Annotated in this window: 19 protein-coding genes; all 19 read left to right on the forward strand. The window is 36.7% G+C overall.

Translation table 11 applies throughout. The features are described from left to right. Positions 1–183: 183 nt before the first annotated feature. The 19 genes from BFA01S_RS15410 to BFA01S_RS15500 all read left to right on the forward strand — a co-directional run bounded on the left by BFA01S_RS15410 (position 184) and on the right by BFA01S_RS15500 (position 19546). Complete coding sequence (locus tag BFA01S_RS15410; RefSeq protein ID WP_174521606.1) at positions 184–2565, forward strand: 3-hydroxyacyl-CoA dehydrogenase/enoyl-CoA hydratase family protein; 2382 nt, start codon at positions 184–186, stop codon at positions 2563–2565. A gap of 21 nt (positions 2566–2586) precedes the next feature. Beyond that, on the forward strand, positions 2587–3762 hold the full coding sequence (locus BFA01S_RS15415; RefSeq protein ID WP_066232489.1) for an acetyl-CoA C-acetyltransferase: 1176 nt from the start codon (positions 2587–2589) through the stop codon (positions 3760–3762). 22 nt (positions 3763–3784) lie between these two features. Continuing rightward, complete coding sequence (locus BFA01S_RS15420; RefSeq protein ID WP_066232492.1) at positions 3785–5557, forward strand: acyl-CoA dehydrogenase family protein; 1773 nt, start codon at positions 3785–3787, stop codon at positions 5555–5557. Between the two features lie 128 nt (positions 5558–5685). Continuing rightward, complete coding sequence (locus BFA01S_RS15425) at positions 5686–6045, forward strand: arsenate reductase family protein (protein ID WP_066232495.1); 360 nt, start codon at positions 5686–5688, stop codon at positions 6043–6045. Between the two features lie 35 nt (positions 6046–6080). Continuing rightward, a complete protein-coding gene (gene gcvH, locus BFA01S_RS15430; protein ID WP_066232497.1) occupies positions 6081–6464 on the forward strand; it encodes a glycine cleavage system protein GcvH in 384 nt (127 codons plus the stop codon). Between the two features lie 173 nt (positions 6465–6637). Continuing rightward, complete coding sequence (locus BFA01S_RS15435) at positions 6638–6985, forward strand: toprim domain-containing protein (protein WP_066232500.1); 348 nt, start codon at positions 6638–6640, stop codon at positions 6983–6985. Positions 6986–7006: 21 nt separating this feature from the next. Further along, positions 7007–7312 (forward strand): thioredoxin family protein, encoded by a 306-nt coding sequence (locus tag BFA01S_RS15440; RefSeq protein ID WP_066232535.1) that lies wholly within the window; start codon positions 7007–7009, stop codon positions 7310–7312. A gap of 297 nt (positions 7313–7609) precedes the next feature. Continuing rightward, on the forward strand, positions 7610–8635 hold the full coding sequence (locus BFA01S_RS15445) for a methionine ABC transporter ATP-binding protein (protein ID WP_066232502.1): 1026 nt from the start codon (positions 7610–7612) through the stop codon (positions 8633–8635). Beyond that, positions 8628–9320, forward strand: coding sequence for a methionine ABC transporter permease (locus BFA01S_RS15450; protein ID WP_066232504.1), 693 nt, complete (start codon positions 8628–8630; stop codon positions 9318–9320). The genes BFA01S_RS15445 and BFA01S_RS15450 overlap by 8 nt, the downstream gene beginning before the upstream one ends. 11 nt (positions 9321–9331) lie before the next feature. After that, entirely contained in the window at positions 9332–10201 is an 870-nt protein-coding gene (locus BFA01S_RS15455; RefSeq protein ID WP_066232507.1) for a MetQ/NlpA family ABC transporter substrate-binding protein, read from the forward strand. A 385-nt stretch (positions 10202–10586) separates the two neighbouring features. Then, positions 10587–11372, forward strand: coding sequence for a Fe-S cluster assembly ATPase SufC (gene sufC, locus BFA01S_RS15460; RefSeq protein WP_066232509.1), 786 nt, complete (start codon positions 10587–10589; stop codon positions 11370–11372). Positions 11373–11383: 11 nt separating this feature from the next. Continuing rightward, on the forward strand, positions 11384–12694 hold the full coding sequence (gene sufD, locus BFA01S_RS15465; protein WP_066232512.1) for a Fe-S cluster assembly protein SufD: 1311 nt from the start codon (positions 11384–11386) through the stop codon (positions 12692–12694). Continuing rightward, entirely contained in the window at positions 12694–13911 is a 1218-nt protein-coding gene (locus tag BFA01S_RS15470) for a cysteine desulfurase (RefSeq protein ID WP_066232515.1), read from the forward strand. The genes sufD and BFA01S_RS15470 overlap by 1 nt, the downstream gene beginning before the upstream one ends. Then, a complete protein-coding gene (sufU, locus tag BFA01S_RS15475; protein ID WP_066232518.1) occupies positions 13904–14344 on the forward strand; it encodes a Fe-S cluster assembly sulfur transfer protein SufU in 441 nt (146 codons plus the stop codon). Before BFA01S_RS15470 ends, sufU begins: the two co-directional genes overlap by 8 nt. A gap of 35 nt (positions 14345–14379) precedes the next feature. Continuing rightward, entirely contained in the window at positions 14380–15777 is a 1398-nt protein-coding gene (gene sufB, locus BFA01S_RS15480; RefSeq protein ID WP_066232521.1) for a Fe-S cluster assembly protein SufB, read from the forward strand. Positions 15778–15952: 175 nt separating this feature from the next. Next, on the forward strand, positions 15953–16810 hold the full coding sequence (locus tag BFA01S_RS15485) for a DUF72 domain-containing protein (RefSeq protein WP_066232525.1): 858 nt from the start codon (positions 15953–15955) through the stop codon (positions 16808–16810). A gap of 31 nt (positions 16811–16841) precedes the next feature. Beyond that, complete coding sequence (locus BFA01S_RS15490) at positions 16842–17663, forward strand: sulfite exporter TauE/SafE family protein (protein ID WP_066232528.1); 822 nt, start codon at positions 16842–16844, stop codon at positions 17661–17663. A gap of 115 nt (positions 17664–17778) precedes the next feature. Beyond that, entirely contained in the window at positions 17779–19179 is a 1401-nt protein-coding gene (locus BFA01S_RS15495) for a bifunctional metallophosphatase/5'-nucleotidase (protein WP_066232531.1), read from the forward strand. A 64-nt stretch (positions 19180–19243) separates the two neighbouring features. Beyond that, on the forward strand, positions 19244–19546 hold the full coding sequence (locus BFA01S_RS15500) for a YunC family protein (protein ID WP_066232533.1): 303 nt from the start codon (positions 19244–19246) through the stop codon (positions 19544–19546). Positions 19547–19586 lie beyond the last annotated feature (40 nt).

Below are 19586 nucleotides of genomic sequence, written 5' to 3' on the forward strand. Positions count from 1 at the left end.
CTGATAGAAGTTTCACTTTATAAAGTTCGGCTTTCTTCCATTCTCTTCACTTAAATGATGCTGTATCCTATCGTATAAACTAGTGAACATTTTAATTAAATAGCGAAAATGATTCTAAAATTACTTTTCTAACAGTAAAAATGAATGAGTATTCATTCAAGTATAGAAAGGGGAGTATATATGATCAGCCATATTCGGAAAGCAGCTGTTCTCGGCTCTGGAGTAATGGGTTCTAAAATTGCTGCGCATTTAGCGAACATTGGAATTCAAGTGCTCTTACTTGATATTGTCCCAAACAAGTTAACGGATGTGGAAGAGAAACAGAGACTTACATTTAAAGATGAACTTGTTCGGAATAGGCTTGCAAATAATGCTCTAAAAAGATTATTAAAGGAAAAACCGGCACCGTTCACATCAAAGTCTAATATACATTTAATTGAAATAGGAAATTTAGAAGATGATGTAAAGAAACTGGCTCATGCTGATTGGATTATTGAAGCAGTTGTTGAGAAATTATCTGTTAAACAGCATATATTTGAGCTTGTGGACCAGCATCGCAGACTAGGAAGTATTATTAGTTCGAACACTTCTGGAGTATCGGTTGAAGCAATGGTTGCCGGACGTTCACCTGATTTTCGAGAGCATTTCCTCGGCACTCATTTTTTTAATCCTCCCAGATATATGAAGCTACTGGAATTAATTCCGACGAAATATACGAATAAAGATGTACTTTCTTTTATGAAGAAATTCGGTGAGGGTGTACTCGGAAAAGGTGTGATTGAGGCGAAAGACACACCAAATTTTATTGCGAATAGGATAGGAACATATGGTCTTCTTATAACTATTGAAGAAATGATTAAAGGGAAATTTACAGTTGGCGAAGTGGACTCTATAACTGGTACTTTTATTGGTCGTCCGAAAAGTGCCACATTTCGTACTTTAGACGTAGTCGGTCTTGATACATTTAGTTATGTAGCGAAAAATGTCTATGAGAAAGTAGAGAAGGAAGAGAAAGAATTATTTAAAATCCCCTTCTTTATGGAAGATATGATTAAAAGAAAATGGTTGGGAAGCAAGTCTTCGCAAGGTTTTTATAAAAAAGAGGGCAAGGAAATTCTCCAATTAAATTTAGAGTCCTTTTCTTATGAAAAGGTTAAAAAATTGACTTCTTCCTCTATTGAAGCAGTTAAGCAGCAGAGGCAGTTGACAGAAAGACTAAAAACAACCGTTTATTCAGAAGATCGTGTTTCTATATTTTTGTGGAAAATAATAAGCTCGACCCTTTTATATTGTGCAAGATTACGGCATGAAATAGCACATGATCTTGTTTCTGTCGATCAAGCGATGAAATGGGGATTTGGATGGGAATTAGGCCCATTTGAAATATGGGACGCGATAGGTGTCGATAAGGCGATTAAGAAGATGGAGGCTGATGGTCAGGAAGTGCCTGTCTGGATAAGAGAAATGCTTGAAAAGGGTTATGACAGTTTTTATAAAAAGGAAGGTGATGAACACCTTTTCTATCATAATGGGGAATACGAGAAACTAGTTAAAAACTATAAGGAAATGAATTTAAACATACTTAAAGAAAAAAATCGAGTAATAAAGAAAAATAGTGGAGCGAGTCTGATTGATATAGGAGACGGGGTCGCTTTATTAGAATTTCATTCAAAGAGCAATGCGATCGGTTTTGATATCATCCAAATGATTAATTTTGCCGTTGAGGAAATAGAAGGAAATTATAAAGGACTCGTCATTGGTAATAGAGGGAAAAACTTCTCTGTCGGAGCGAATCTTGGAATGATTCTGATGGAAGCACTTGATGACAACCTATTTGAAATTGATTTTATCGTTCGCAAGTTCCAGCAGGCAATGATGAAAATAAAATACAGTCCTAAGCCGATTGTAGCAGCACCATTCGGTATGACTTTAGGCGGAGGAGCAGAAATTTGTTTACCTGCAGCCAGAATTCAAGCATCAAGTGAAACGTATATTGGATTAGTAGAAACAGGTGTCGGCTTAATTCCGGGCGGCGGGGGCAATAAAGAATTATATATGAAATGTTTAAACAGCATTCCAGATGGAGTGGAATTTGATTTACAAACCGTTGCAAACAAAGTTTTTGAAACTGTAGCAACAGCAAAAGTATCAACATCAGCCACGGACGCAAAGGATCTGTACTTTTTAAGTGAAAAAGATCAAATCAGCATTAATAATGATCATTTATTATATGATGCAAAGCAGCTTGTTCTCTCATTATATGAATCTGGTTATAAGCCGCCGGTAAGAAAGAAGGTTCCTGTTGTTGGCGAGACAGGATATGCGGCAATGCTGCTTGGTGCGCAGTCTATGCGCTTATCAGGTTATATTTCAGATTATGATTTCCATATTGCGAAGAAGCTGGCATATGTTATTGCAGGTGGGAAAATATCATTTGGAACAGAAGTTGATGAACAATATTTATTAGATTTAGAGCGAGAAGCTTTCTTAAGTTTAGCAGCAGAAGCAAAAACTCATGCCCGGATGCAGCATATGCTCACAAAAGGAAAACCTTTAAGAAATTAACAGAGAAATGGAGGGGGTAAAGTGAGGGAAGCGGTCATTGTTACAGGAGCAAGAACACCGATAGGCAGAGCGAAGAAAGGGACATTGAAAAATGTAAGACCGGATGATTTAGGTGCTTTGGTTGTGAAAGAGACACTTAGAAGAGCAGGAGATTATAACGGAGATATTGATGATCTAATTATCGGCTGTGCTATGCCGGAAGCAGAACAAGGGATGAATATGGCAAGAACAATCGGGGCGTTGGCAGGGCTGCCGTATACTGTTCCAGCAATTACGATTAACCGTTACTGCTCATCAGGTCTGCAATCAATTGCTTTCGCTGCGGAAAAAATTATGATTGGCCATGCAAATACAATTATTGCAGGCGGAGCGGAATCAATGAGCCTTGTACCGATGATGGGCCATGTCATTAGACCGAATGTGAAGCTGGCGGAAGAAACTCCAGAATATTATATGAGCATGGGACATACTGCTGAGCAAGTAGCGAAAAAGTACGGAGTAAGCAGGGAGGATCAGGATGCATTTGCTGTAAGAAGCCATAAGAGGGCTGCTAAAGCAATTCAGGGAGGAAAATTCCTTGATGAAATTGTTCCAGTCGATGTTTCAGTCCGAGAAATTAATGCTGACCATAAGTTAGAGGAAAGAAAGATTTTCTTTTTAAAAGACGAAGGTGTACGCAGCGATACGAACATGGATGTGCTTGCAGGTTTACGTCCTGTATTTGCAAAAGATGGTTCTGTCACTGCTGGAAATGCAAGTCAGACGAGTGACGGAGCTGCAGCCGTCATGGTGATGGACGCAGAAAAAGCTCGTTCGCTAGGATATATACCACTTGTGAAATTCCGCTCATTTGCTGTTGGCGGGGTACCGCCGGAAGTAATGGGAATCGGTCCAGTTGCTGCTGTTCCGAAAGCTCTGAAATATGCAGGTCTAGAATTATCAGATATTGGACTATTTGAATTAAATGAAGCATTTGCTTCACAATCGATACAAGTAATTAGAGAGCTTGGTTTAGATGAAGAGAAAGTAAATGTGAACGGAGGAGCAATCGCTCTCGGACATCCGCTTGGCTGTACTGGAACAAAGCTCACATTAACATTAATTCATGAGATGAAAAGACGGAATGAGCAATTTGGTATTGTGACGATGTGTATTGGCGGAGGTATGGGAGCAGCGGCTGTATTTGAACTGCTTTAAAAATAGTCTGGGGGAATGAATCATGAAAAAAGCGGTTAAAGGTGGAAGCTTTTTAATTGAGGACGTTTCGCATGAACAAATATATACTCCTGAACAATTTACAGATGAACATAAAATGATAGCGAAAACGACAGAAGATTTTATTGGAAATGAAGTGCTGCCACATTTAGAAGATATTGAGAACCATCAATTCGATAAATCAGTCAAGCTTTTAAAGCAGGCAGGAGAGCTCGGTTTATTAGGAGCAGATGTTCAAGAGGAGTATGGCGGTCTCGGATTAGATAAAATCAGTTCAGCTTTAATTACAGAGAAATTTGCCCGCGCAGGCAGTTTTTCGCTTTCATTCGGTGCACATGTTGGAATTGGAACATTGCCGATCGTTTTTTTCGGAAATGAACAGCAAAAGCAGCAGTACTTACCATCATTAGCTGCTGGGGAAAAAATTGCTGCATATGCATTAACAGAACCAAGCTCCGGTTCAGATGCACTTAGTGCGAAGACGACTGCGAGATTAAATAGAGAAGGGACTCATTATGTATTAAATGGAGAGAAGCAGTGGATTACGAATTCCAGCTTTGCTGATGTATTTATCGTATATGCAAAAGTAGATGGAGAACATTTCTCTGCATTTATCGTTGAAAGGGAGTTCAGCGGTGTTTCAACCGGTCCAGAAGAGAAGAAAATGGGTATTAAAGGATCTTCTACAAGAACATTAATTTTAGAAGATGCACTCGTACCGAAAGAGAATTTGCTTGGAGAGATTGGAAGAGGTCATGTTATCGCTTTTAATATATTAAATATCGGACGCTATAAATTGGCTGTAGGAACAATCGGTGCTTCTAAAAGATTAATTGATGTTTCGGTTAAATATGCAAGTGAGAGGACGCAATTTAAAAAAGAGCTTGTGAAATTTCCGCTCATTCAGGAAAAACTCGCAAATATGGCGGTGAAAACATATGTAACGGAGAGCTCTGTTTACCGGACAGTTGGTTTATTTGAGGAAAAAATGGGGAGTCTGTCAAGGGAACAGTTGAAAGATCCTAAGGAGACTGCAGCGTCTATTGCAGAATATACGATTGAATGTTCACTTAATAAAGTATTCGGTTCCGAAACATTAGACTATATTGCTGATGAAGCTGTACAAATTCATGGAGGCTATGGGTTTATGGCTGAATATGAAGTAGAGAGAGCTTATCGGGATTCACGTATTAATCGAATTTTTGAAGGAACGAATGAAATAAACCGTCTTCTTGTACCTGGAACTTTTTTGAAGAAAGCGATGAAGGGGGAACTTCCGCTATTTCAAAAAGCAAAGGAGATACAGAAGGAACTCATGATGTTTATTCCAGAAGAACCTGGGGAAGGGCTGCTTGATCAGGAGAAATATTTATTGAAAAATGCAAAGAAAATTGCTCTTGTCACCGCAGGAGCAGCAGTACAAAAATACGGTCAATCTCTACAGGATGAACAAGAATTATTAGTTAATATTGCTGATATTACCAGCAATATATATGCGATGGAATCAGCCATTTTAAGAACAGAAAAGGCACTGTCAGCAACAGGAGATGAAAAGAATAAACTAAAGATTTTATATACACAAGTATTTTGTCAGGAAGCAATAAATGAAATAGAAGCTGATGCAAAAGAATCATTAATTTCAATGGAAAGCGGTGATTCTTTAAGGATGCTGCTTACTGCTTTACGCAGATTAATACGGCATACACCGATGAATGTGATTGAGAAGAAAAGGAAAATTGCCGAGTCACTTATTAATAATGAGGGATATACAGTATAGTAAGAGAAAGCAGACTGTCTTAAAAAGATAGTCTGCTGTTTAGTTTCAAGCGGATAAGTTTAATAGCTTATGTCTATATTGATATGATAAAATACAGTTATTGAATAACTGAGTAGGTGGTGTAAGAAATGTCATTGAAATTATACTGGTACCCGAAATGCGGTACTTGCAGAAACGCAAAAAAATGGTTAGAAAATAGACAAGCTGATTTTGAAGCAGTACATATTGTAGAAGCTCCCCCTAGTAAAGAGGAGTTAAAAACATTTTATGAAAATAGTGGATTAGAGCTGAAGAAATTTTTAAATACGAGCGGTAAAAAATATCGTGAATTAGGATTAAAAGATAAGTTGAAAGAGATGTCTGAGGATGAAGTGCTTGAGCTGCTGGCCTCAGATGGAATGCTTATAAAAAGACCGCTTGTTGCTGGGAATAATAAAGTAACAGTCGGTTTTAAAGAAGAAGAATTTCAAGAAGTTTGGGGAAAATAACCTAACACTGTCTATAAAGAAGCGGAGGAATAGAAATGAGCGTGCCAGAACAATTACGTTATTCAAAAGAACATGAGTGGGTAAAAGTCGAGGGGGATAAAGTAAGAATTGGTATTACTCAATTTGCTCAATCAGAACTGGGTGATATAGTATTCGTTGAACTTCCAGAGATCGGTAAAGTAATTCAAGCTGATGAGCCTTTCGGAAGCCTTGAATCTGTAAAAACAGTTTCAGAATTATATGCACCAATTAGCGGTGAAGTAATAGAAGTGAATGGTGAACTTGATGACAGTCCAGAATTCGTCAATGAATCACCGTATGAAAAAGCATGGATGGTTGTCATTAAACCGACTGATTTAAATGAAATTGATAGCTTAATGACAGCAGAACAATATAGCAAAATGATAAATGAGAGTTAAGTTCTGCCTATTAAGAACTGAAGCATTTCCAAAATCTATATTATATAAGGTTTGTTCCATACATTAACTATTAGCATATAATTAACAGCCGTTTTCTTTTAAGAAAAGGAAACAACACTGGCAGATCGAATAGATTATTATAAATGCTTTTAATTTGAAAATAGGTGATGTTCATGTCGGTAGTTGAGGTTGAAAAAGTACTGATTGTGGAAGGGAAATCTGACAAAGAGAAAGTGCTTAGTGTTGTAAATGAGCCAATTGAAATTATTTGTACAAATGGAACGATAAGTCTCGCTAAGCTTGATGAATTAATAGATGAATTGTTTCTTCGTGATGTTTATATTTTAGTTGATGCTGACAGGGCTGGTGAAAGGCTTAGAAAGCAATTTAAGCGGGAATTCCCTGAAGCATCGCATTTATATATTGATAAAACATATCGTGAAGTAGCAACGGCTCCCGATTATCATATTGCAGCTGTTTTACTAAGTGCAAATATTGATGTTAATGCTAAATTTCTATAGAGAAAGGTTTTAGTGAAACTTATGATCGAATGGAACGAGCAAACGATTGCAATTAATGAAGATGAAAATATATTTTTATATTTGCATACACCTTTATGCGGTACATGCCAGCTCGCAAAACGTATGTTAACGGTCATTGATGAGCTAATGCCTTCATTAAATATATATGAAATAAATTTAAACTACTTTCCAGCTGAAGCGAAGGATTGGGAAATTGAAAGTGTTCCTTGTTTGTTAGTTTTTGAAAAGGGCATTTTAAAGGAAAAGATATATGCTTTCCAATCTGTTGGTTATCTGCATGAGAAATTGAAGCAATATATAGCGTAGTTTGACATATTTCTCAGGAAATAATTGTTGATTTCATATTTCGACACTCTTAATAATAGGAGTGTCCTTTTTATGTAATTTAGGAACTTGTAACAATTTAGAAGATGAAGATATAATTGACAATATTTTAATAACATAGTAAATTGATATCATACTAAACGGGTATGTATAATATGTATTAGGAAAGTTTTTTTAAAATAGGAATAATAACAGGAGAATGTTGGATTTTCTTTATTTTTTCTTCAATCGAAAAGTTTTTTATGTATAATAAAATATTGTTAGGGAAGAGGTGACGAGATGATAAAGCTTAGTAATGTAGTAAAGTTATATAGATTAAAAAGCGGAAATGTCAAAGCAGTTGATTCGGTAAACTTACAAATAGAGAAAGGCGAAATTTTTGGGATTATCGGCTATAGCGGTGCTGGGAAAAGTACACTTATTCGTCTGCTTAATGGTCTAGAGAAACCTACAAGTGGTTCTGTCAATGTCGCAGGACGAACAATTGAACGCATAAATGGACGTGAATTAAGGAAAGCACGCCAGGAAATAAGCATGATTTTTCAGCATTTCAATTTGTTATGGTCAAGAACGGTCAGGGAAAATATCGCCTTTCCGCTGGAGATTGCCGGTGTGAAGAAAAATGAGCGATTAAAGCGTGTGGACGAACTTATTAAACTAGTAGGACTTGAGGGCAGGGAAGATGCATACCCGTCGCAGCTGAGTGGAGGTCAAAAGCAGAGGGTCGGAATTGCAAGGGCGTTAGCAAATAATCCTAAAGTGTTATTATGTGATGAGGCAACATCGGCTCTTGATCCGCAAACGACTGATTCTATATTGGAATTATTAGTAGATATAAATAAGAGATTAGGTTTGACAATTGTTTTGATTACACATGAAATGCATGTTATTAGGAAAATATGCCATCGTGTGGCAGTAATGGAAAACGGACAAATTGTTGAGCATGGGGATGTTCTTAATGTATTTAAAAATCCGGAACAGCAAATAACAAAACGTTTCGTTCAGCAAGTAACGGAACCGCTTGGAACGAATGAAACAGTGGAACACTTACTTGAACAATACCCGAGTGGGAAAGTATTGAAATTAGCGTTTGTCGGTGAAGCGGCGGAACAGCCTTTAATAACAAATATTATCCGGAAGTTTCAGGTGAATGTGAATATTCTTCAAGGTAAAATATCACAGACACAAGGTGGTTCTTACGGTACATTATTTATTCATATTGATGGGGATGAAAATGAGCTTGTGAAGGTGCTCCAATTTATTGAAAATGAACGAGTAGAAGTGGAGGTCATAGCTCATGCTTGAACAGCTATTACCTGAAGTGAACTGGGAAAAAGTATGGAGTGCAACATATGAAACAGTTTATATGACGGGTTTATCAGTTATAGCTACTTTTATTTTAGGATTAATATTAGGATTGCTCCTGTTCTTAACATCAAATAATAATCTTACGGGAAATAAGCCTATTATTGTTGTTATTGGCAGAACCGTGAATATTATTATTGGTGCAATAGTCAATATTGGCAGGTCGATACCTTTTATTATTTTAATTATTCTATTGTTACCTTTTACTAAATTTATTGTCGGTACAATATTAGGTGCAAATGCAGCATTACCAGCTTTAATTATTGGAGCAGCACCATTTTATGCTAGAATGGTAGAGATAGCGTTAAGAGAAATAGATAAAGGGGTAATTGAAGCGGCGAAATCAATGGGGGCGAAAACAAGTACCATTATTTTCAAAGTGTTGCTTCCGGAATCAATGCCTGCTTTAGTATCTGGTATTACAGTTACGGCGATTGCTCTTATTGGATATACAGCGATGGCCGGTGCAATTGGGGCTGGCGGACTTGGAAACCTTGCATTTTTAGAAGGGTTTAACCGAGGAAATACAGAAGTTACTATTATCGCGACTATTTTTATTCTAATTATTGTTTTTATCATCCAATTTATTGGGGATATTATAACTAAAGCAATTGATAAAAGATAGGGGGAAGAAAATTGAAAAAAGTATTATTAACAATGATCTTTGCAGTTTTCGCGGCAGTTTTAGTAGCATGCGGAAGCGGAGATCAGGGAAGTAAGAACGAAAGTCAAGGCAATGAAACAAAGAATGAAGGTGCTTCTGAGACTAAAACTCTAAAAGTTGGAGCGTCTCCAGTACCTCATTACGAGATTTTAGAACAAGCTAAACCGTTGTTAAAAGAAAAAGGAATTGATTTAGAGATTACTGAGTTTACAGACTATGTATTACCGAACAAATCTCTTGAGGAAAAAGCAATTGATGCGAACTTTTTCCAGCATGAGCCTTATTTAAAACAGCAAATTGCAGATAATGGCTATAAATTTGTAAGTATTGGCGGAGTTCATATTGAGCCGATTGGTGTTTATTCAAAAAAATATAAATCATTAGATGAACTTCCTGATGGAGCGACAATTATTATGAGTAACTCTGTTGCCGATCATGGACGTATGCTTTCAATGCTTGAGGAAAAAGGTCTGATTGTATTAAAAGAAGGCGTTGAGAAAACAGCTGCAACAGTGGAAGATATCGCTGAAAACCCTAAAAAATTAGAGTTTAAAGCTGATATTGAACCAGCAATGCTTACGAAAGCCTATGAAAATGATGAAGGCGATGCAGTGTTAATTAACGGAAACTTCGCGATGGATGCTGGTTTAGATCCGTCTAAAGATTCAATCGCATTAGAATCACCGGACAACAATCCATATGTTAACTTAGTTGTTGTTCGTGAAGGTGATGAAAATAGAGAAGAAATTAAAGCCTTAATTGAAGTTCTGCAATCAGCTGAAATTCAAAACTGGATTAAAGAGAACTATAAAGGTGCTGTTTTACCAGTTAAAGGAGAATAATAAAAAGAGCTTGCTGCTAACTGCTGCAAGCTCTTTTTCGCGGGCAAATGGAATCTCGTATGAAAAAATTAAAATGGAGAAAGCTAAAAAAGTTAAATAGCAGGTGGATTTAAAAGAAATGAGTCGATGTAATTGAACTTAAATTGCAACTAGTATAGACTCTTATACAGAATGATTTTTTTAAAAAACAACAATTAATTACAACATGGTGCAAATGGGAAAATTCTTAATTATCTTATATGAAAAAATCTAAATAGGATGAACCTGTGTAGAAGTTTTATATGGGAATAACTCAATATGTTGAATTCAGTTTAGATTTGTTATAATATAAGAATGAGAATAAAATGAGAATTATTAAACTTTATATAATATTGGAGGTATAAGAATGGCAGGTTCGACTTTAGTAATTAAAGATCTACATGTAGAAATTGATGGAAAAGAAATTTTAAAAGGTGTAAACCTTGAAATAAAAGGTGGAGAATTCCACGCGGTAATGGGTCCTAACGGTACGGGTAAATCAACTTTATCTGCTGCAATTATGGGACATCCAAAATATGAAGTAACTAAAGGAAGCATCACTTTAGATGGTGAAGACGTTTTAGAAATGGAAGTAGATGAGCGCGCACGTGCAGGTCTATTCTTAGCAATGCAATACCCAAGTGAAATCAGTGGTGTAACAAATGCAGACTTCTTACGTTCAGCAATTAATGCTCGCCGTGAAGAAGGCGATGAAATTTCATTAATGAAATTTATCCGCAAAATGGATGCTGATATGGAAGTATTAGAAATGGATCCGGATATGGCACAGCGCTATTTAAATGAAGGATTCTCAGGTGGAGAAAAGAAACGTAATGAGATTCTTCAATTAATGATGATCGAGCCTAAAATCGCTATCCTTGATGAAATTGACTCAGGTCTTGATATCGATGCACTTAAAGTTGTTTCAAAAGGTATTAACGAAATGCGCAGTTCTGATTTTGGATGTTTAATCATTACTCACTATCAACGTTTATTAAACTACATCACTCCTGATAAAGTACATGTAATGATGCAAGGTCGCGTTGTTAAGTCTGGCGGTCCGGAACTTGCACAACGTTTAGAGGCTGAAGGATACGATTGGATTAAACAAGAATTAGGTATTGAAGACGAAACTGTTGGGCAAGAAGCATAAGCGTAAGGGGGATCATAATGCAAACGAAATTATCGATTAATCAGGACTATGTCTCAAGCTTTTCAAAAGAGCTTGGTGAACCGAGTTGGCTGACAGATCTTCGCGTACAAGCTTTTGCTAAAGTGGAAGATTTACCAATGCCAACTCCAGATAAAACAAAAATCGACAAATGGAACTTTACAGATTTTAGCGAACATATTGTAAAAAATGATAAAGTTCAGTCATTAGAAGATTTAAATGAAGATGTAAAAGCATTAATTGATTTAGAAGCAAAAGATAAAAACTTATATGTACAAGTTGATAACAGCCCGGTTTTCACTTCATTATCAAGTGATCTAGCAGATAAGGGTGTTATTTTAACTGATATCCATACAGCTGCAAAAGAACATGGAGAGCTTCTTCAAAAGTACTTCATGACAGACGGCGTTAAAGTTGATGAGCACCGTTTAACTGCATTACATGCGGCATTAGTAAACGGTGGTGTGTTCGTATATGTACCGAAAAACGTGGAAGTAGAAGAGCCGCTTCAAGCTATTTTTGTGCATGATAATGCAAACACAACTTTATTCAATCATGTTATTGTTGTAGCAGATGATAACAGTTCATTAACATATGTTGAAAACTATATTTCAACAGTTGAGCCTGATGGAGCTGTTTTTAATATCATTGCAGAAGTATTTGCTAATGCAAATGCAAAAGTAACATATGGTGCGGTAGACACTATTGCTAAAGGTGTTACAACATATGTAAACCGTCGCGGTATCGCTGGCAGAGATGCAAGAATTGAATGGGCTTTAGGTTTAATGAATGACGGAGACACAATTTCTGATAATATTACAAAATTAATCGGTGACGGTTCATTCTGTGATACAAAAACAGTTGTTGTCGGCCGCGGAGAGCAAACACAAAACTTTACAACAGAAGTTATTCACTTTGGTAAAAACTCTGAAGGCTATATCTTAAAGCACGGAGTTATGAAAGACAGTGCTTCTTCTATCTTTAATGGTATCGGTAAAATCGAGCATGGTGCTACAAAAGCAAATGCTGAGCAGGAATCTCGTGTTTTAATGCTAAGTGAAAAAGCACGTGGGGATGCAAACCCGATTCTTTTAATTGATGAAGATGATGTAACTGCTGGTCACGCTGCGTCTGTTGGACGTGTTGATCCACTTCAACTTTTCTACTTAATGAGCCGTGGTATTCCTCAAACTGAAGCAGAACGTTTAGTTATTCACGGATTCTTAGCGCCAGTGGTAAATGAACTACCAATTGAGGGCGTTAAAAAACAATTAGTTGAAGTGATCGAAAGGAAAGTAAGATAATGGATATCCACGATATTCGTAAACAGTTTCCTATTTTAGATCAGCAGGTAAATGGCCATGACCTTGTGTATTTAGACAGTGCGGCAAGTTCCCAAAAGCCACTTCCTGTAATAGAAGCTTTAACGAAATACTATCGTGAATATAATTCTAATGTCCATAGAGGTGTCCACACACTAGGGACAAAAGCGACTGACGGTTATGAAGGCGCAAGAGAAAAAGTGAAAAGATTCATCAATGCCAAGTCGACTGAAGAAGTAATCTTTACAAGAGGTGCAACAACATCATTAAATGTTGTTGCACAAAGCTTCGGCGGCGGACATCTGCAAGAAGGTGACGAAATTGTTATCACTTATATGGAGCATCACGCAAACATTATTCCATGGCAGCAGGTTACTAAGTCTACAGGGGCTGTTCTAAAATACATCCCGCTTCAAGAAGACGGTACAATTTCTTTGGAGGATGTAAGAGCAACTGTTACAAGCAATACAAAAGTTGTTTCTGTGATGCATGTTTCTAATGTTTTAGGAACGGTTAATCCAATTAAAGAAATTGCAAAAATTGCTCATGAAAATGGCGCAGTAATGGTAGTTGATGGTGCCCAAAGTGCACCCCATTTAAAAGTAGATGTACAAGACTTGGATTGTGATTTCTTTGCTTTTTCCAGTCATAAAATGTGTGGTCCTACTGGAATCGGCGTTTTATATGGAAAAAAAGAACTTCTTGAAAAAATGGAACCAGTAGAAACTGGCGGTGAAATGATTGATTTTGTCGGTCTCTATGAATCTACATGGAAAGAGCTTCCGTGGAAATTCGAAGCTGGAACACCAATTATTGCTGGTGCTATCGGTTTAGGTGCTGCAATTGATTTTCTTGAAGATATCGGTTTAGATAATATTCTTGATCATGAACACAAACTCGCAAATTATGCATTAGAGAGAATGAGTGAAATTGAAGGTTTAACGATTTATGGTCCGAAAGAACGGGCAGGCGTCGTTACATTCAATATCGATGATGTTCATCCTCATGACGTTGCAACTGTTTTAGACTCTGAAGGTATTGCTGTTCGCGCGGGCCATCATTGTGCACAGCCGCTCATGAAATGGCTAAATGTTTCAGCGACTGCAAGAGCAAGTTTTTACCTCTATAATACAGAGGAAGAAATTGATAAACTGGTTGCAGGGATTTTAAAAACAAAGGAGTTCTTCGGTAATGTCTAATCACGCGAATCTTGACACGTTATATCGTCAAGTCATCATGGATCATTATAAGAATCCGCGTAATAAGGGTGTACTTGATGACAGCTTGACAATTGATATGAATAACCCTACTTGTGGTGATCGCATTCGTCTGACATTAAAACTAGAAGAAGGCATTGTGAAAGATGCGAAGTTTGAAGGAGAAGGATGTTCTATCTCTATGTCCTCGGCTTCGATGATGACACAAGCAATTAAAGGTCAATCTATGGATACGGCGTTAAAACTTTCCTCTATCTTCTCGAATATGATGCAGGGAAAAGAATACGACGACAGTATAGATTTAGGTGATATTGAAGCATTGCAAGGAGTCGCTAAATTCCCTGCACGAATTAAATGTGCAACACTTGCCTGGAAGGCGATGGAAAAAGGGATAAACAGCGAAAAGGAAAGCTAAGAAAAATTTAATTATAATGATTGGAGTGAATACGGATGGCAAAAAAAGCACCTGAAATTGGCGATTACAAATATGGCTTCGCCGATAAAGATGTCTCGATCTTCCGTTCAGAACGAGGATTAACGAAAGAAATCGTTGAAGAAATTTCTCGTATGAAAGGTGAACCACAATGGATGCTTGATTTCCGTTTGAAATCTTTAGAGCATTTTTATAATATGCCAATGCCACAGTGGGGTGGAGATTTAAATTCTTTAAACTTTGATGAAATTACGTATTACGTAAAACCATCTGAGAAATCTGAAAAATCTTGGGATGAAGTACCTGAAGAAATCAAGCGTACATTTGATAAATTAGGTATTCCTGAAGCAGAACAAAAGTATTTAGCAGGTGTATCTGCACAATACGAATCAGAGGTTGTTTATCACAACATGAAGGAAGATCTTGAAGCATTAGGAATCGTATTTAAAGATACGGACACTGCTTTAAAAGAAAATGAGGACATTTTCCGTCAGCATTTCGCAAAAACTATTCCTCCAACAGACAATAAATTTGCTGCATTAAACTCAGCTGTATGGTCTGGTGGTTCATTCATCTACGTACCAAAAGGTATTAAAGTTGATACTCCGCTTCAAGCATATTTCCGTATTAACTCTGAGAATATGGGACAATTTGAGCGTACATTAATCATTGTTGATGAAGGCGCACATGTTCACTATGTTGAAGGATGTACAGCACCAGTTTATACAACTAACTCTTTACACAGTGCGGTTGTTGAAATCGTCATTAAGAAAGATGCTTACTGCCGTTATACAACAATTCAAAACTGGGCAAATAACGTTTATAACCTTGTTACAAAACGTGCGGTTTGTGAAGAGAATGCAACAATGGAATGGATTGATGGAAACATCGGTTCTAAACTTACAATGAAATATCCAGCAGTTATTCTTAAAGGCCAAGGTGCACGTGGTACTACATTATCTATTGCACTTGCTGGTAAAGGACAACACCAAGATGCTGGTGCGAAAATGATTCACTTAGCTCCAAATACATCTTCAACGATCGTTTCTAAATCGATCTCTAAACAAGGTGGTAAAGTATCTTATCGCGGAATCGTTCATTTTGGACGTAAAGCTGATGGTGCAAGAGCAAATATCGAATGTGATACATTAATTTTAGATAATAAGTCTACATCAGATACAATCCCTTACAATGAAATTTTAAATGATAACATTTCACTTGAGCATGAAGCGAAAGTATCTAAAGTTTCTGAGGAGCAATTATTCTACCTCATGAGCCGTGGTATTTCTGAGGAAGAAGCGACTGAAATGATCGTTATGGGCTTCATTGAGCCATTTACGAAAGAATTACCGATGGAATATGCGGTTGAAATGAACCGTCTGATCAAGTTCGAGATGGAAGGTTCTATCGGATAATTTTACTATTAAAGGGCTGACAAATTTGTCAGTCTTTTTTCTTTTTTGTTTAATACTAAATAATGAGGCTATATAAAAGAAATAAGGAAAAAGATATAGTCAGCCCTTACTTCATAAGAAAATAGTATGATGTAGATGTAAATTACTGTATGATAATAAATTGAGAGGTATGATAATGGATAATTTATTAGTTGGATTAACAGGATGGGGTGACCATGACAGCTTATATAGCTCGACTTCAAAGAGCAGCAAGCTTATAGAGTATGCTGCCCATTTCCCAACAGTAGAAGTTGATGCTAGTTTTTATGCTGTTCAGCCTAAAAGAAATGTAGAAAAATGGGTAAGTGAGACACCTGAATCATTTCAATTTATCGTAAAAGCATATCAGGGAATGACTGGGCATCAACGGGGTGAAATTCCTTTTAATAGCCGAGAAGAAATGTTTACAGCTTTTAACGATTCTATTCAGCCGTTTATGAGCAGTAATAAACTTGCGATGGTATTGTTTCAGTTCCCGCCTTGGTTTGACTGTAAAAAAGAAAATGTTCAATATTTAAAATTGTGCAGAGAACAGATGAAGGACTTTCCGGTGGCACTTGAATTTCGCCATCAGTCATGGTTTTCACCGAGTTATTATGATAAAACTCTTCAATTTATGGAATCGGAAAAATGGATTCACAGTATATGTGATGAACCGCAAGCAGGGGAAGGTTCTATTCCTACTGTATTGCATGCAACAGATTCGAAGAAAACATTAATTCGTCTTCACGGAAGAAATGTATACGGCTGGAAAAAGCCAGCACAAGGAGACAGTTGGCGTGAAGTACGGTATTTATATCGTTATAATGAAGAAGAATTAAAGGAATGGAAAGAACATATAATGAAATTAACTAATCAATCAGAGAAAATCTATATGTTATTTAATAATAATTCTGGTGGAGATGCGGCAGATAATGCGAAACAAATGCTTCAGTTAATGGAAGTGAAGTATGAGGGGCTTGCTTCAAAACAGCTCGATTTATTTGAGTTTTAAATAATGAAAAGATTGGTGGAATACTAATACTATGGAATGGATTTTACTTATTATAATTGGTCTTATAGCAGGAACGATAGGCAGCCTGGTCGGCTTAGGCGGAGGAATTATTGTCGTTCCTCTTTTGCTGGTAATCGGGAATTACTTTGCCCATTTTGAAAATGTTACACCGCAGGTTGCGGTCGGCACATCATTGCTTGTCGTCATTTTCACTGGGCTTTCATCTACGTTATCTTATATTAAATATAAAAAAGTAGATTATAAAAGTGGATTGATTTTTTTCATTGGCAGTGGACCCGGAGGAATTGTCGGAGCATATGTAAATAAACTGTTTAATGCCTCTTCTTTTTCTATTTGGTTTGGACTTTTTATGATTTTTATTTCTATTATCCTTATGCTTAAAGATAAACTAAAACCGAAGAAAAATGCAGAACCAAAAGGGATTATCCATAAATATATAGATGATGACGGGAATGAAAAAATCTATTCCTATCGTCCGAGTGTCGGAATTATTATTTCTTTCATCGTTGGATTTATTTCAGGACTATTCGGTATTGGCGGCGGAGCTCTAATGGTCCCAGTCATGATTTTATTATTCTTCTTCCCGGCTCATATTGCAGTTGCAACATCTATGTTTATTATCTTTCTTTCAGCAAGCACAAGTTCAGTTGCCCATATTGCGCTTGGGAATATTAATTGGCTTTATGCGAGTGCATTAATACCTGGTGCATGGTTCGGTGGGAAGCTCGGTGCATATATTAATACAAGACTAAATAGCAAGGCTGTTATTAATTTATTAAGAATTGTTTTAATCGTTGCAGGTGTAAGGCTTATTTATCAAGGTTTATTTTAAATGTGTGCTGCAGGTAAGCCGTTCCAAAATAGAAGCTTTCTTTATACGGGAGCAGCCATGATAAAAGGATAATACACTTTCTTATATTTTAATTAGCCTTTAAGGAGAGAGAATTTTGCTTGAAACTATCCACATTTATCATATAAATGATCTCCACAGCCATTTCGCAAATTGGCCTCGGATTGTGAGTTTTGTTAATAAAAAGAGAAAAGAGCATATTGATAATGGGGAAGAGATGTTTCTCTTTGATATAGGTGATCATTGTGATCGCATTCATCCTATTACTGAGGCGACAAATGGACAGGCAAATATTGAAATGTTGAATAAACTTCGATTTGATGCTGTTACAATTGGAAATAATGAAGGAATTACATTTTCGCATGATGCGCTTAATCATCTTTATGATAATGCAAATTTTTCAGTAGTGCTGTCCAATCTATATACAGAATGCAATGAGCGTCCAAACTGGGTTAAGCCGTATGATATTATTAAACTTAAAAGTGGCTGTAAAATAGCGATACTTGGTGTTACAGCTTTTTATGAAGAGTTTTATGGACTTTTACAATGGAAGATTAAGGATCCTTTCCAAAGCCTGCTTGAGACAATAGCGGAAGTGAAGGAGCATGTCGATTTTATTATACTCCTTTCTCACCTAGGGATAAATGAGGATGAAATGATCGCCAAAGAATTCCCGGATATAGATATTATTTTAGGAGGGCACACCCATCACGCATTGGATAATGGTCTTAAAATAAATAAAACATTGTTAGCAGGTGCGGGCAAATTTGGACAGTATGTCGGGCATGTTGAGTTAACAATTGATACGGAAAAGAAGGCACTCTATCAATGTAAGGCAAGCTTAACTGAGATGGAGACAGAAGAAAAATGTATGGAAATGGAAAAATGGATTATAGAGAAGACGATCGAGTGTGAAAATATTCTTTCGAATCCTGTTGGGTTTCTTGATGAAAAGTTGAATATGGACTGGTTTAACGAATCACCATTTTCTACATTTCTTGTTCAATCGATTAAAGAATGGTGTGATGGAGACATTGCCATGGTGAATGCAGGTATGCTTTTAGCCTCGCTGTCGGAGGGAATTGTTACTCGGAAAGATTTACATCAAATTTGTCCACACCCAATTAATCCGTGCAAAGTATATTTAAAAGGTGATGAATTAAAAGAAATTATTATTCAGTCACGTGAGGAAAGGGTAGAAAAATTAGAATTAAAAGGATTGGGATTTCGCGGTAAGATAATGGGGAGAATGATTTATGATGGGATTGAAATAGAATCTGAACGTTTTAGTGATGGAAAATTGCATGTAACCTCTGTTACATGCAAAGGAGAGAATTTGGACCCCAATAAATTTTATGCTGTGGCAACTGTTGATATGTTTACATTCGGATCGCTTTTCCCAGCAATAAGAAATGCTGAACAAAAAATTTATTACATGCCTGAATTATTACGTGATTTATTAGCTTGGAAGATGCAGTCGAAAAGTATAGCTAAATAGATTAATATTTTCACGATTTTCCCTTTCATACATAAAAATAGTATGAGAAGGGAGTGTGGAAAACATGGTGACAATGACTCCAATTATCATTGAAGATAAACAATTTACTGCGATAACGATAGCATTACCTAAAACGAATTTCATGGCTGTTATCAATGATAAAGGGTATATAATGTGCGGAGCATTGGACGTTCGTTTATTAAATGAAAAATTAAAAGAACGAGGGATTATCGCAGGAAGAGCAGTAGGAGTACGAACGATTGAACAATTGCTTGAGGCTCCGCTTGAATCTGTCACATATGGGGCGCAAGAGCTTGGTATAACTGTTGGAACAAAAGGCAGAGACGCATTGCTTAAAATGGTGTAATGGATGTCTCACCTTTTATCCCAGCCTTAACGAGCAGTAA

This window comes from Metabacillus fastidiosus NBRC 101226, assembly GCF_001591625.1.
Classification (GTDB): domain Bacteria; phylum Bacillota; class Bacilli; order Bacillales; family Bacillaceae; genus Metabacillus; species Metabacillus fastidiosus.